This window comes from Hyphomicrobium sp. NDB2Meth4 (genome assembly GCF_900117445.1).
In the GTDB taxonomy this organism is placed as follows: Bacteria; Pseudomonadota; Alphaproteobacteria; order Rhizobiales; family Hyphomicrobiaceae; genus Hyphomicrobium_A.
Genome location: NZ_FPEJ01000003.1, coordinates 316,216 through 329,561 on the forward strand (window position 1 = coordinate 316,216; position 13,346 = coordinate 329,561).

Here is a 13,346-nt window from a genome sequence, read left to right on the forward strand (position 1 = left end):
ACCTACGAGGTGCGCGTTGCCGTATCGAGGTTCACCGTCGCCTTGCGATCGAGCTTGCCCCAGCCGACAAAGTGTCCCTTCGCCGCTTTCATGACTGACTTGGTGAGCACGTAATACAGCAGCTGCCGATAGCCGAAGCGCTGCAGCGCCAGCCACCACAAGAGCCGCCAGTTCTCCTGCTTCTCGAACATGAACGCCACCACCGCCGTCATCAGATCGACGACGATGAAGATCGCATAGTAGATCAGCGTCATCTTAAGGTGGGTCGCGTCGAACTGATCGCCGTGCTGCATGTAGTCGGACGCAACCGCGAAAATCTGCATGATCAACAGCAGGTCGACGAACGGCGATACCAGCCCCAGCAGGATCTGGAACAGCCACGCCTGCGGCAGCGCCACCAGCCCTAACGCGCCATAGCGCGGCCGCAGCGTGATGTCAGCGTGCTTCCACAGGCACTGCAACGTCCCGAACGACCAGCGGAACCGCTGCTTCGCAAGACCGGCTACCGTATCGGGAGCCTCCGTCCACGCCACCGCGTCGGCATCAAAGATCGCGCGATACCCAGCCTTCTGCACTGCGATGGTGAGATCCTGATCCTCGGCCAGCGTATCCGTAGGGAAGCCGCCCAGCTCCATCAACACCGAGCGCCGCCACGCCCCAACCGCTCCCGGCACCACAGTGATCGTGTCGAGCGCTGCCAGTGCACGCCGCTCGAGGTTCTGCGCTGAGATGTACTCCAGTGCCTGCCAGCGGGTGATGACGTTGATGCGATTGCCCACCTTCGCGTTACCGGCAACTGCACCGATTTTCTCATCGCCGAACCACCGCGCGAGGCGTGCAATCGTTTCCGGCTCGAAGTGCGTATCCGCGTCGAGCGCAACAATGATCTCACCCTTGGCGATGGCGAGACCGGCATTGATCGCCCGTGCCTTGCCGCCGTTCGCCAGCGTCAGCAGCGTAACGCGCGGGTCACCGGCAAACTGAGCCCTGACAACGTCGCTGGTCCCGTCGCTCGATCCATCGTCGATGACGATCACCTGGATGTTCGCGTGCGCGCTGTCGAGGATTCGCGCCACTGACCCGGAAATAACCTTCGCCTCGTTGAACGCCGGAATGAGCACCGACACCAGCTTGGCGTCACTGCTCGCAATCGGCGGTACCGGCATCGTATTTACCCGGCTCCAAACGGCGAGACCGCACAGTGCAACGAGCCGCGCTAGTCCCAGGCCGATGGCCAGAAGGAATAGCGCATGCATCGTCGCCTGCAGCCAGCTTGCCGTCAGAAACACGTACCAGTTTACCAGGACCGAGTGGTCCTCCGGCGGCACCGGCGGCATCACCTGGTCGTACGACCAGCCGGCCAGCTGCGATACCGGAACGAAGTCGAGGCCCTTCGCGCGCAACCCGTCGATGATGCGCGGCAGTGCGGCGACGGTCTGTGAGCGATTGCCACCCGCATCATGCAGCAGGATCACCTGTCCGCGCGTCTCCGGGTTGGTGTCCGCGATGCGCTGAGTTATGCGGTTGACGATGGTGTCGGCCGAGGGTCCCGCCCAATCGTCAGGATCGACACGCAGCCCCACCGTCGCGTAGCCCAGCGACTGCGCCATTTGCACCGCTTTGATCTCTTCCGGCGTGGTCGGCTCTGCATCGCCAAAGAACGGCGGCCTGAACAGCCTGATCGACCGCCCCGTCAGCGCCTGAACGAGCCGCTGGGTCGCGTTCAACTCCAGCCGCGCACCCTCACTGGAGGCCTGCGCAATGTTTGGGTGCGTGAACGTGTGATTGCCGATCTCATGCCCCTCGGCAAGAATCCGCTGCACCAGCCGCGGGTTGGTTTCCCCGTTTTCACCCACGATGAAGAACGTCGCCTCGACGCCCTTCTCCTTGAGAATATCGAGGATCTTCGGCGTCCACTCCGCACTCGGACCGTCATCGAACGTCAGCGCCACTTTGCCCGGCTTCCAGCCGGACCTGCGAATTACGTACGACGTCGGAATCTTGGTGAAGGTCTCGGCAGTGATCAGGCGCCCCGTGCGATCGGTCTGGATCGTCCGCGCACCATTGGTCGGCTCCGCGGCTATGTTCAGGATTTCTCCGTCGCCTTCGATATCGACGTCACTGCCCGGCACGATCGTCGTCAGCGCGGCCGGAATCGGCTCGTCATAGGGGCGCCCGAATAGCGACCAGATCGATGGGTCTTCCGAACCGAGCCGCCACAGCGCATATCCCTTCGGGCGGAACACATCAGCGGCACGCATCTGATTGTGTGCCGTCACCGCATCCAGGAACCAGACCTGATGCGTGCTGCCGTCGTCCTCGCGATACTCGAAATGAGGATTGAGCGTCTGCGCATCGAAAGTGATCGGCGCTTCCGATTCCTTCGACGACAACATGCTTGCCTGGAACGTCATGTCGTCGTCAGGGCCCTTGCCCGACCAATCGTAGGCATAGTTGCCGATGGCGATGATCGTCTTTTCTGGGTCCAGCTCACGCATGCGCTGAGTGAGCTTGTCGACGTACCACGGCTGCGATGCGATCGCGCCGGCACTCCCTTCCTCGAAGTGCTCGTCGTACGCCATCAGGATCTGATAGTCGGTAGCAGCAGCATAACTGCGATAAGGCCAGTCGGGATCATCGAACGGCGCGGCGACCGCCACAAGCCACCCATACGGCGCGAACGCAGACCGCATCTCGCGCAGGAACGTCAGATAGTTGCGTTGCGCATCCTTCGGCACTTCCTCGAAGTCGACGACGAGCCCTTGCGCGTTGTTCGTCTTCAGGAAGCCGACGAGCTGCGAGATGCGCTCCTTGCGCACCTGCGGATCCGCCAGCATGCGCGCAAGTCCGGGGCCGTCCCAATTGCCATCGCTGGCGTTCTGCAGCATCGGCAGCACGCTCGGCCGCGTCTTCTGCTTTGCGATCAACTCGACGGAGCGATAATCCACCCCGGTCTTGAGCGCCATATCTGGACCAGTCAGCTCCAGCCAGCTTGGCACCACCCAATCGAGCTTAGAGATCGCCGTCTCGAGCGAGGCGAAGCTGCTGTCGTCCCAAGTCACATAGAAGCCGATCGCAAGCGGTCTGGCGCCCGAGCGAGCCCGTGCGGACTGCAATTGCTGCTCCGACACCTTCGGCATGGTCGAACGATGCCAGTTGGCGGCCCGAACGCGCGAGCGTGCAGCGTCAGCCAGCCGCCGCGCAGCCGGCAACAATTCGCGACGCTTGGCGATGTCGTTTGCAACCGCAATCCCCGTCCGCTTGTGCGGTGGATCGAGCGGCAGCACGGCATCGCCCTGCAAAAAGAAGATACTGGCGATGAAAAGACCGAGCACGATCGTGCTCGCGATCGAGAAGCTCCAGCCCAAAATGCCGATCGCGCGCGAGCGGCGCCGCGTGGGATCGAAGAAGATGTGATGGCGTTGCACGTTGGGAAATCTCATGAGCGGGACAAGTCACCGGTGCCCGTGCACCGCTCTCGTCGCCTGTTATCTGCGCAATCCGGCCGCGACGAATAACAGCGCCCGCAGGCGCCTGAAACATACGGTTCCGTAAGCTTGGCTTTGAGCAAAGTGCCCACTAACCGCTTGTTCAGCCGCCATTAATTTTGGCTCGACTGGCGCGGCGACTGCCGCTCCGCCCACAAGCGGCGCCTCGACGCAGGGGGAGGAAATAGGCAAAGCCACCGCCCACTTTTTGAGCGTGGAACGTACTGAGTTCACTCACCGTTGAGCATCGCATGAACCCGACAGCAAAACGCCCCGCTGCCGTTCTGGTCGTCGAAGACGAACCGCTCGTGCGCCTCTACGTCTCTGACATCCTTGGTCAGTCCGGCTTCGAAGTAATCGACGCGGCAACGGGCGATGAGGCCCTGACGCACCTTTCGGACGGCAACCTGTGTGCCATCGTCAGCGATGTCTCCATGCCAGGCGGCGTCAACGGCTTCGAACTTGCCCGGCACGTGCGCGAGAGCTTCCCCAACACAGGGGTGATTCTCGTCTCTGGCGTGCTGGAGCCTAAGGATCACCTTCCAGGCGGCGTACGCTTCATCACCAAGCCGGTCCGCGCCGCCACCCTACTGCGGCTGGTCCGTGAAGTTGCCGATCCACGCTTTACGCTTCCCGACCCGGGATTGGCCCAGACACACTTTTAAACTCAACTTTACTGGGGCATGCGACTGATTAGCCAGGGCTAAGGCCGTTTGAGAGGGTCGCGCCAATGGCACGCACAAAGTCGCGCCGAGCCGCGCTCACGGTCGCGCCAAAGCGCAGCCATGTCCGCAGCACCGTCCCCCTCCCCGAATTCGTCGCCCCCGAACTGGCAACTCTCGTCTCCGAGCCTCCAGCCGGCAAAGACTGGTGGCACGAGATCAAATACGACGGCTACCGCGCCATCTGCGCGGTGGGTGACGGCCGCTGCCGCGTCTACACCCGGTCAGGGCAGGATTGGACTCACAAGTTCAAAGGTGTCGCCGCCGCTCTCTCTAAGCTGAAAGTCGAGAGCGCGCTTCTCGACGGCGAGATCGTCGCCATCGACGCGGACGGCCGCACCAGCTTCCAGCTCTTGCAGCAATCACTCAAGACCAACGGAACACCGCTCACCTATTACGTATTCGATCTGCTCGAGATCGACGGCCGCGACCTGCGCCCCGAGCCGCTCAGACAGCGTAAGGCCATCCTGCGCAAGCTCCTGAAGAGCCCGCCTGAAGCCATCCGCTACAGCGATGAATTCGTCGGCGACGGCAACCACGTGTTCGCCGAAGCCTGCCGCCTCGGTCTTGAAGGGATCATCTCCAAGGAAGCCGACAAGCCCTACGTCTCGCGCCGCTCTATGAGCTGGCTGAAAACCAAGTGCGTCGGCAACGAGGAATTCGTCATCGGTGGCTACCGCCGTTCTGACAAGAACGACCGGCCCTTCGCATCCCTGCTCATCGGCGAGTTCGTTGGCGATAAGCTCCACTATCGCGGCCGCGTCGGAACCGGCTTCAACGCCAAGACATTGGACGACTTGAGCCGGCGGTTCGCAAAACTGCGGCGCAAAACCAGCCCTTTTGTCGATGCACCGCGCGCCATCTCTCGCGATGCAGAATGGGTGGAACCGCGTCTCGTCGCGCAAATCGCCTTCACCGAGCGCACGCGCGACGGCATCCTGCGCCATCCAGCATACCTAGGCCTCAGAAGCGATAAGCCCGCGCGGCAAGTTCAAGCGCAAGCGGTGGTGACCATGGGTAAGAATGCCGATCCCGACGAAGTTGCCGGTGTCCGTCTCACCAATCCCGAGCGCGTGCTCTTCAGCGGCGCCGGACTGACAAAACTCGATCTCGCCGAATATTTCCTCGCAGTCAGCACGCGCATGTTGCCCTACGCCAGCAACCGCCCGATCAGCCTCGTGCGCTGCCCCGAGGGCGACACCGGCCCGCGCTTTTTCCAGAAGCACTTGAAGAAAGGCATGCCTCCCGCGCTCAAGCCCGTATCCATCGTGGAGAATGACGGCGACGAGGCCGAATACCTGATGGTCGACGACGCGGCAGGTCTCGTATCGATCGCCCAGATCGGCGGCCTCGAAATTCACCCCTGGGGTGCGCGCGTCGGCAACGTGGACCATCCCGAGCGCCTCATCTTCGATCTCGATCCCGATCCCAGCGTCGACTTCGCCGGCGTGCGCGATGCAGCACGAGATGTCCGCCGCCTGTTGCAAGCTGCCGACCTCGAAAGCTACGCGCTGATCACCGGCGGCAAGGGCATCCACGTCATCGCACCGCTTGATGGCAAGCAGGACTGGGACACCGTGAAGAGCTTCGCGCGCGGCGTTGCCGAGAAGCTTGCCGAAACCGAACCCGATCGCTTCGTCGCCACCATGTCGAAAGCCAAGCGACGTGGCCGCATCTTCATCGACTGGCTGCGCAATGAGCGCGGCGCCACAGCCGTTGCCCCTTATTCGCCGCGCGCAAAACCCGAAGCCAGCGTTGCGACGCCCGTCGGCTGGGCAGAGCTGTCGCGCATCGAAGCGGCCAACGTCTTCACGATCCCGTCCGTGCTCCAGCGCATCAAGCGCAAGACCGACCCCTGGGCCGACTATCAGAAGCTCCGCCAGAAGATCTCGCGCCAAGCGCTCAAGTTCTTCACGTAGACGAAGCGGCCGCACGTGCCGCTACCGAACCGTGCACACCACAGTCTCGGCTCACGCCAATACCGTGCTCTGTCTTCTCCCAATGGAACGGCGCCGTGACGAGCTGCCATAGCGCCCGGTACGCGGCAAACGAGATACCGAGCCAGTAGATCGGCATCATCAGCGCATGCGCCGCAAGCCGCAGCCTAGACGGATGCCGAGGTCGGCATCCTCCGTCACGTTGTAAGGGTCCCAGCCGCCCACGGCGTCCAGCACCTTCCGCGGAAAGTGGTTCGACGTTCCACCTAAAGGCACCGGCAGCCGCAGCCGCTCCAGCGCCGGCAGGATGCAATCGAACAACACCGTGTATTCGACGGTAAACTGCCGCGTGAACGGTATTATGGCGCAAACGCCACCGTGCTACATACGCCCAAAGACCGAAATATCGGGGAGGCGTTATGGCTAGTTGGTGGGAGCGCTTACTGCGCATTGAGCCCGGCATTTCCATCGGACAATGGGTTTACGACCGGGTCGCAAACAATTGGGATCGCTTGGGCGCGGCGTTCCTCGCAGGTGGCGGCATGAGCTACCTTGCGTCAATTACAGATTGGATGGTTGCCTGGGGGCCTCTTGGGGTCGGCGCAGCGGGGCTCTCCGCCGCGCTCACCGTTTGGGTGGGTCTGGCTTTGGCGTCCAGCCTGCGGGCCAAGGCCAAAATTCGGCAAGCGGAGGCTGCCGCTATCGATAAGTGGAAGCAAGAGGTGGATTCGATAAATCCCCTTGCCGCCGAGTTTCACACGAAAAGAATACGTGTCGAGGACCTCGCGCACCCAATTGATCGCAGCATTTCCGACAAGCGTCTGATCGACTGCGAGCTGATTGGCCCCGCAAACCTGGTGCTACTAGACAACGACTTCAAGGATATGCGTTTCTACCAATGCGATACAGTGGTGGTTCGGGCAAACATGCCGATAAACAACGCCATTGCCTTGAGGCGCGTAAAGATGATCGGTGGGTCCTTATGGAATTGTACGCTTCTAATTCCGCCGCAGGCCGTGAAGACATTTGCCGATATGGGCGCTGTCTTCACTAGTCCGACCGGAGTGCCAGAGATCGACAACCTGCAGCCTCAAGCGCCTGAAGGAAAAACCCCGCGGTAAACCCGCCGCGGCTGATCTTATTGGCGATGTTACGGTCTGTCTCTGGCGTTCCCATCGCCGTCAGCTTCTCGGCCAGCTCCCGATAGCCGATGTTCCGCCGCTTCAACTCCGCTTTGAGCAGGTTCTTGGCCTTTTCGGCCCATTCGTCGTCTCGCACTGGCCACCCCACCGGTATCTAGCGATAAATGTCATCATATCTGATGTTTTTATCATTGACAACGGGGTATTACATCATCATATCTGATGTACTTTACATCGAATATGGTGATGATCGTGGCCCAACACTTCCTCCTCTCCCGCCAAGCCAAGACCCTGAGTCTCGGGAAGGTGTTCCGCATGCCTGACGCCGAGGTGGAGACGTTGTTCCGCAAGGTCCGCTGGCCTGACACGGACGGCGCCCCGGTGTGCCCGCACTGCGGTTCGCTGGACGCCTACGATTGCCGCCGTCCCGGCAAGGCGCCGCGCTTCCGTTGCCGCGAGTGCAAGAAAGACTTCTCGATTACGTCGGGGACGCTGTTCGCCTCGCACAAGCTGCCCCTGCGCGGCTACCTCGCGGCCATCGCCATCTTCTGCAACGAGGTGAAGGGCAAGAGCATGCTCGCCATGAGCCGCGACTTGGGCGTCTCCTACAAGACCAGCTTTGTGCTCGCTCACAAGCTGCGCGAGTCGATGGCTGAGGACATGAAGGGCCGCGTCATCGGTGACGATCGCCCCGAGGCTGAAGTCGATGGCGCATACTTCGGCGGCTACGTGAAGCCTTCGAACCTGCGCGAGGAGCGCGTTGATCGTCGCTTGCGCAAGAACATGAGTGGCAAGCGCAAGGTTGTCGTCGTCATCCGCGAGCGCGGCGGCGAGACGCTCCCGGGCGTGTTCCAGTCGGAAAGCCAAGCCGTCTCGTGGATCAAGTCGCGCGTCGTCAAGGGCACGACGCTGCACGCCGACGAGGCTTCAAGCTGGAACGATTTGCACGCACGCTTTGAAGTGAAGCGCATCAATCACGAAGAGGCATATAGCCTCGACGGCGCCTGCACCAATCAGGCGGAAAGCTACTTCTCGCGCCTGCGTCGTGGCGAGGCTGGCCACCATCATCACATCAGCGGCGCCTACCTGCTGCGCTATGCGCAAGAGGCCGCATGGCGTGAGGACAACCGCCGCACGGACAACGGCGAGCAGGTAAGTCGCGTTGCCAAGAATGCGCTCGCCAAGCGCGGTAGCGTGGATTTCACTGGTTACTGGCAGCGGCACAAGGATTGAGTGTGCGGCTACTTCTTGGTGATCCGGTCGGCGAACAACCGCTTCAGTTCATCTAGAATGAGAGTGCGCGCAACCTCCCCACGGCTCGTGCCATAGAGACCGCCGATCAATTCATCCATTAGCGCAACAGCGTCCGGCGGCAATCGCACGGGCGCCATGTCCTTTGTTGCCATTCGGAGAGAATCTCACTAGATTCTGATCAGAATCTAGTCTGTAACCATTGCGCTGCACGATTCGGAGTCGAAAACTTTTATCCGGCCTTATCCGGACAGGAGAATCGGCAGAACGTCGGCGCAAGAAAAAAGCCCCAGCCAGGAGGCTAGGGCTTATAGTGGTGCGGACGGCGGGACTCGGACCCGCAACCTTCCAGTTAGCAGCCGGACGCTCTGTCCATTGAGCTACGTCCGCAGTTGGCCCGCCTCACGAGCGGGCCAACTGTCTTTACGCCGCGATTCGCTGTCTTGCGTCTGTAACCGCGCAGCCACTATCAGTCCGCATCGAGCGGCAAATGCCATTGCGCTGTCAGCCGATTACCGACCTTAGCGACCTTTCCGGAACGCTCCAGGTACGCAAGATTGCTCCGCACCCGTGCTCGGATGGCGACCTTCGCATCACTGCCGATGCCTTCCTTTTCCATGATTGCCGCGACGATTTCCAAGGTGGAAAGCGGCCTGCCGTCTGCCTCACGCAGCACACCCACAACCAGGCGGGATAGCTCGCCTTGCCGGAAAATGTTGACGTGCTTGGGCAGTCGTTTGTTGGGAATGTCATCGACGGAAATCGACGGGTCTAGCAACCGTAGGCACGCATCAACATGCTCTAGGCCGTGCTTCCTCGATCTGATCTGTTGCTCTAGCTGGACGATCTCAGCAGCAAGCGTGGCTCGCTTGTTCTTGAGCGCTGATATGGCGTAGCGGTCGCCTCGTGATCTCTCTGTCATGCCCCGTAATGTTGGGTGCAGGGGGATTCACTTCTTGTGGCGTTTGCTCCACAATACCGCGCGTGAACCAGCTCGCATCCGAGTTGTAGATGTTGAGCTGCGCCTGCAGGCAACCGATGCTGTCACCGCCCGCGCGCAATGCTGTCAAAGCGCGTCGCAACTGATCGGGCTCAGGCTCGTCCTCCGCATCATAGACGACGACATAATCGCCGCGCGTGATTTGCAACGCATACTGGATCGCCCGCGGCTTTGTGCGCGGCGCCCCATCGGGAACCTCGAGGATGCGCATGTGGGCATCGATCTCTGCCCCGCGCAGTGCCGCGATCGTCTCCGCATCGACCGCTTCGACGATCAGCATCACGTCCAGCCGGTCCTTCGGGTAGTCGAGCGCGCGCAAAGCCGCGAGCAGGCCCGGAACGACGGCGGCCTCCCGGTAGAGCGGCACCAGCACGCTGTAGACCGGGAGCTGCTCCTCATCGCCAGCCCCACCGACGACCGAGGACCGACCGGCCGCCGGTGCCCGCAGCTGCCAAAGCGCGATTACCCGCAGCAGCACCACGCACAGGAAGGGCACGGCAAGGATGGCCAGCAGCACGACCAGCGCTGTTTCGGGCGCCAGCACCAGTCCTGCGATCAGAACGGCGGCGCCGCCTATCAGCGCTCGCCGCTGCCAGGGCCATAGACCCGTCGCCGCCGAAAGCTCCGGGTTGCGCGCACGCAGCCCGCCGACGGCCTCGTCCAGCCGCCTGTCGACGGTAAGCCGCCTCACTTCTGCCGGCGCGGCGTCGATATCATGCGATGCACGCGCCTGCGCACGTGCTTTGACTGCCGATGTACTCTTCACGCAGGCCCTCCCCCCGGTGGGCCGACGTTGATCTTGCCATAGTGTAGGCTTTGCCCATAGTGGCGAGTTTCGCTCACCCGCTTCGCGGATTCGACCGGCCCCCAGGCAGCTCCATGCACCAGATGAACCCTGACATCCCTGCGATCCCGAGCCCAAGGCTCCTAAGCCTCGTGATTCAGAGTTCAGCGTCCCGCCTCAGCCCGCTGGCGCTCGCCGTCTTCACCCTGCTGAGCGTCCTCGTCTGCGTTCCGACGATGGTACGCGCGCAAGCAGCCGACGAGGACGTGCCAACCGCCGCCCAGGCCGACGCCGAAGAACCCTCAAAGCGCGTCGTCGTGCGCTTTCTTACCGAGGCCGACTTCCCACCCTTCAACTTCTACGACGAGGACGGCACCCTCGTCGGTCTCAATGTCGACCTTGCCCGCGCCATCTGCAACGAGTTGAACACCGCGTGCGATATCAAGGTGCGCCCGTGGGGCGAGCTTCTTTTGGCGCTTCGCCGCGGCGAAGCCGACGCCGTCATCGCTGCCCATGCCGTGACCCCGCAAGCGCTGGCCGAGGTCGACTTCACCGACCGCTACTTCCAGACGCCGGGCCGCTTCGCCGCGCGCAAAGGCGGCGAGCAGACGGAGATCACCCCCGAGACGCTGGAAAGCAAGCGCATCGGCGTCGCCAAGAATTCGCCGCACGAGGCATTCCTGCGCACCTTCTACCGCTCCAGCGCCATCAAGACTTACGAGAGTCCGGACCTTGCCCGCGATGCGCTCATTCAGGGCCAGATCGACTACATCTTCGACGACGGCATCGGCCTCATCTTCTGGCTGCACGGAACCGCATCGAAGCGGTGTTGCGAATTGAAAGGCGGTGCCTACCTCGAGCCCAAATATTTCGGCGATGGCATCGCAATCGCTGTCCCCAAAACGGACTCACAGATCAAGATGCTGCTCAACGGCGCGCTCGCGCGGCTTAGGGCAAATGGTCGCCTCGATGAGCTCGTGGAGCGCTATTTCCCGGTCAAAGTCTATTAATAGGGCAGTTTTCCGCGCTCACAGTCGCCCAAGCGACACCGGTTAACCAGTACGCTATGGTCAGCACGGAAACTGTCACAATACTGCAACCTGAATCCGGTCATTGGAGCCCATCGAATTCTGAGAGCCATTGGTGCTCAAAGGGATGGGTATGGGACACTACCGCACGCTTTTCATCTCGGACGTTCATCTTGGAACCCGGGCGTCGCAGGCGGACCAGCTTCTGGATTTCCTGAGAGAAACCGAAGCAGACACGATCTACCTCGTCGGCGACATCATCGACTTCTGGCGCATCCGCCGCGGCGCGATCTGGCCCCAGGCGCAGAACGACGTCCTGCAGAAGCTGCTGCGCAAGGTCCGCAAAGGCACGCGCATCGTCTTCATTCCAGGCAACCACGACGAAGGGCTGCGCCCCTACTGCGGTCAGCACTTCGGTGGCATCGAGCTGGAACATCAGGCCGTTCACACGACTGCCGACGGCAAGCGCTATCTCGTCATTCACGGTGATGAGTTCGACGTCGTCGTACGCTACGCCCGCTGGCTCGCCTTCCTCGGCGACCGCGGCTACGAACTGGCATTGTGGATGAACCATCCGCTCAATTTCATTCGCCGCCGCTTCGGCCTCGGCTACTGGTCGCTGTCCGCCCACTTGAAGCTGCGCGTCAAGACCGCCGTGAACTTCATCGGTGAGTTCGAAAAGTCTCTGTCGGATGAGGCGCGCCGCCACGAAGTCGACGGTGTCATCTGCGGCCACATCCATCACGCCGCTTCGCGTGACATGGAAGGCGTGCACTATCTCAACTGCGGCGACTGGGTCGAAAGCTGCACGGCAATTGGCGAACGCGCTGATGGCTCTTTCGAGATGATCCGCTGGCTTGACGTCGTCAGAGAGCGCGAGCAGAAGACGGCCGCAAAGCTGGCCGAAGCGCTGCAGGTTGCGTGATGCGCATCCTCGTCGCGTCGGACGCTTGGCACCCCCAGGTGAACGGCGTAGTGCGCACTTACGAGCGGCTGTCGGTAGAATTGGCTGCGCTCGGCGTCGAAATGACCGTGCTCGCCCCGCACGAGTTTCGCACGCTCCCCTGCCCCACCTATCCTGAAATCAGACTGGCTCTACCTGGCCTAAGCCGCGTCGCGCGCCGCTTCGAGGCGGTGAAGCCCGACGCAGTGCATATCGCTACCGAGGGTCCTATCGGCTGGATGGCACGCCGCTACTGCCTTGCGCGCGGCATTCGCTTCACCACCAGCTTCCACACACGCTTTCCCGAGTATCTCGGCCAGCGCTTCGCCATTCCCACCGCGTGGACCACAAGCGTACTGCGCCGATTCCATAACGCCGGCGCAGGCTTGATGGTGGCAACGCCATCCTTGAGCCGCGAGCTCGAAAGCCAAGGGTTCGAGCGCGTACTGCCTTGGACCCGCGGTATCGACACAACACTGTTCCATCCGCGCTCCGTCCGCCACTTCGGCGATGGCCCGGTATTCCTTTATGTCGGCCGGATCGCCGCCGAAAAGAACATCGAGGCCTTCCTTGATTTGAAGTTGCCCGGCCGCAAAGTGGTCGTCGGCTCAGGCCCGCTGCTGGAAGAACTGCGCACGCGCTATCCTGACGTGATTTTCACCGGCAAGCGGACGGGCGAGGCCCTTGCCGAGTGCTACGCTTCCGCCGATGTCTTCGTGTTCCCGAGCCGCACCGACACCTTCGGCATGGTGCTTCTCGAAGCCATGGCGTCAGGGCTCGCCGTTGCCGCCCTTCCTGTCTGCGGGCCACAGGACATCGTCACGGAGGGCGTCACGGGGGTGCTCTCGGCCGATCTGCGTCAAGCAGCACTCAAGGCGCTGGCGCTCGATCGTTCCGTCATTAGCATCAAGGCCGCCGAATACAGCTGGGAGCACGCCGCGCGGCTGTTCCTGGCCAATATCACCGGCGCATGCCTTACCGGCCCCCAGCGCATGCTTGTCAGACGCAAGCTGCCGCTGGCAAAGGCCGCACGTCCCCCGCTGAGCTAAAA

12 protein-coding genes, 1 tRNA gene and 1 pseudogene are annotated in these 13,346 nt (G+C 62.0%); 7 read left to right on the top strand and 7 right to left on the bottom strand.

Annotated features, from left to right (window positions below; genetic code table 11):
* Nucleotides 1–2 precede the first annotated feature (2 nt).
* Complete coding sequence (locus tag NDB2M4_RS07670; protein WP_210186515.1) at nucleotides 3–3,443, bottom strand: polysaccharide deacetylase family protein; 3,441 nt, start codon at nucleotides 3,441–3,443, stop codon at nucleotides 3–5.
* Between the two features lie 296 nt (nucleotides 3,444–3,739).
* On the opposite strand from NDB2M4_RS07670, the gene NDB2M4_RS07675 reads away from it, so the two are divergent.
* Nucleotides 3,740–4,153 (top strand): response regulator, encoded by a 414-nt coding sequence (locus NDB2M4_RS07675; RefSeq protein WP_072372679.1) that lies wholly within the window; start codon nucleotides 3,740–3,742, stop codon nucleotides 4,151–4,153.
* Between the two features lie 65 nt (nucleotides 4,154–4,218).
* Complete coding sequence (gene ligD / locus NDB2M4_RS07680) at nucleotides 4,219–6,129, top strand: DNA ligase D (protein WP_072372682.1); 1,911 nt, start codon at nucleotides 4,219–4,221, stop codon at nucleotides 6,127–6,129.
* A gap of 186 nt (nucleotides 6,130–6,315) precedes the next feature.
* Here ligD and NDB2M4_RS07685 read toward each other — a convergent pair.
* Nucleotides 6,316–6,498 (bottom strand): annotated as a pseudogene (locus tag NDB2M4_RS07685) (glycosyl transferase family 2); the annotation flags it as partial.
* 68 nt (nucleotides 6,499–6,566) lie between these two features.
* On the opposite strand from NDB2M4_RS07685, the gene NDB2M4_RS07690 reads away from it, so the two are divergent.
* On the top strand, nucleotides 6,567–7,268 hold the full coding sequence (locus NDB2M4_RS07690; protein WP_072372688.1) for a hypothetical protein: 702 nt from the start codon (nucleotides 6,567–6,569) through the stop codon (nucleotides 7,266–7,268).
* Here the strand turns inward: NDB2M4_RS07690 and NDB2M4_RS20435 are convergent.
* Entirely contained in the window at nucleotides 7,198–7,437 is a 240-nt protein-coding gene (locus NDB2M4_RS20435) for a DUF6471 domain-containing protein (protein ID WP_348533036.1), read from the bottom strand. The two genes, NDB2M4_RS07690 and NDB2M4_RS20435, sit on opposite strands and share 71 nt — an antisense overlap.
* Before the next feature lie 74 nt (nucleotides 7,438–7,511).
* Here NDB2M4_RS20435 and NDB2M4_RS07700 point away from each other — a divergent pair, with 74 nt between their 5' ends.
* Nucleotides 7,512–8,522 carry an IS1595 family transposase gene (locus tag NDB2M4_RS07700; RefSeq protein ID WP_072372693.1) on the top strand — a complete coding sequence of 337 codons (1,011 nt, stop codon included), beginning with the start codon at nucleotides 7,512–7,514 and terminating at the stop codon, nucleotides 8,520–8,522.
* A gap of 8 nt (nucleotides 8,523–8,530) precedes the next feature.
* Here NDB2M4_RS07700 and NDB2M4_RS20180 read toward each other — a convergent pair whose 3' ends face one another.
* From NDB2M4_RS20180 to NDB2M4_RS07715, 4 genes are all read right to left on the bottom strand, one after another.
* On the bottom strand, nucleotides 8,531–8,695 hold the full coding sequence (locus tag NDB2M4_RS20180) for a hypothetical protein (protein ID WP_171988053.1): 165 nt from the start codon (nucleotides 8,693–8,695) through the stop codon (nucleotides 8,531–8,533).
* 159 nt (nucleotides 8,696–8,854) lie between these two features.
* A tRNA-Ser gene (locus NDB2M4_RS07705) sits at nucleotides 8,855–8,930 on the bottom strand.
* 79 nt (nucleotides 8,931–9,009) lie between these two features.
* Nucleotides 9,010–9,318: a hypothetical protein gene (locus tag NDB2M4_RS07710; protein WP_072372696.1), complete on the bottom strand. Its 309-nt coding sequence runs from the start codon at nucleotides 9,316–9,318 to the stop codon at nucleotides 9,010–9,012.
* A gap of 70 nt (nucleotides 9,319–9,388) precedes the next feature.
* A complete protein-coding gene (locus NDB2M4_RS07715) occupies nucleotides 9,389–10,306 on the bottom strand; it encodes a glycosyltransferase (RefSeq protein ID WP_072372699.1) in 918 nt (305 codons plus the stop codon).
* Nucleotides 10,307–10,476: 170 nt separating this feature from the next.
* Between NDB2M4_RS07715 and NDB2M4_RS07720 the strand changes: the two genes are divergently transcribed.
* The 3 genes from NDB2M4_RS07720 (at nucleotide 10,477) to NDB2M4_RS07730 (ending at nucleotide 13,344) form a co-directional block, all read left to right on the top strand.
* Nucleotides 10,477–11,334, top strand: coding sequence for a transporter substrate-binding domain-containing protein (locus NDB2M4_RS07720; protein ID WP_244536086.1), 858 nt, complete (start codon nucleotides 10,477–10,479; stop codon nucleotides 11,332–11,334).
* A 145-nt stretch (nucleotides 11,335–11,479) separates the two neighbouring features.
* A complete protein-coding gene (locus tag NDB2M4_RS07725; protein WP_072372702.1) occupies nucleotides 11,480–12,277 on the top strand; it encodes a UDP-2,3-diacylglucosamine diphosphatase in 798 nt (265 codons plus the stop codon).
* On the top strand, nucleotides 12,277–13,344 hold the full coding sequence (locus tag NDB2M4_RS07730) for a glycosyltransferase family 4 protein (RefSeq protein WP_072372704.1): 1,068 nt from the start codon (nucleotides 12,277–12,279) through the stop codon (nucleotides 13,342–13,344). The genes NDB2M4_RS07725 and NDB2M4_RS07730 overlap by 1 nt, the downstream gene beginning before the upstream one ends.
* The last annotated feature ends 2 nt before the right edge of the window (nucleotides 13,345–13,346 follow it).

Bases quoted from the DNA above. Each gene is read 5' to 3' on its own strand.
- ligD (WP_072372682.1), top strand. From the start codon at position 4,219: ATGGCACGCACAAAGTCGCGCCGAGCCGCGCTCACGGTCGCGCCAAAG.
- NDB2M4_RS07675 (WP_072372679.1), top strand. From the start codon at position 3,740: ATGAACCCGACAGCAAAACGCCCCGCTGCCGTTCTGGTCGTCGAAGAC.
- NDB2M4_RS20180 (WP_171988053.1), bottom strand. From the start codon at position 8,695: ATGGCAACAAAGGACATGGCGCCCGTGCGATTGCCGCCGGACGCTGTT.
- NDB2M4_RS07730 (WP_072372704.1), top strand. From the start codon at position 12,277: ATGCGCATCCTCGTCGCGTCGGACGCTTGGCACCCCCAGGTGAACGGC.
- NDB2M4_RS07690 (WP_072372688.1), top strand. From the start codon at position 6,567: ATGGCTAGTTGGTGGGAGCGCTTACTGCGCATTGAGCCCGGCATTTCC.
- NDB2M4_RS07700 (WP_072372693.1), top strand. From the start codon at position 7,512: ATGTACTTTACATCGAATATGGTGATGATCGTGGCCCAACACTTCCTC.
- NDB2M4_RS07725 (WP_072372702.1), top strand. From the start codon at position 11,480: ATGGGTATGGGACACTACCGCACGCTTTTCATCTCGGACGTTCATCTT.
- NDB2M4_RS07670 (WP_210186515.1), bottom strand. From the start codon at position 3,443: ATGAGATTTCCCAACGTGCAACGCCATCACATCTTCTTCGATCCCACG.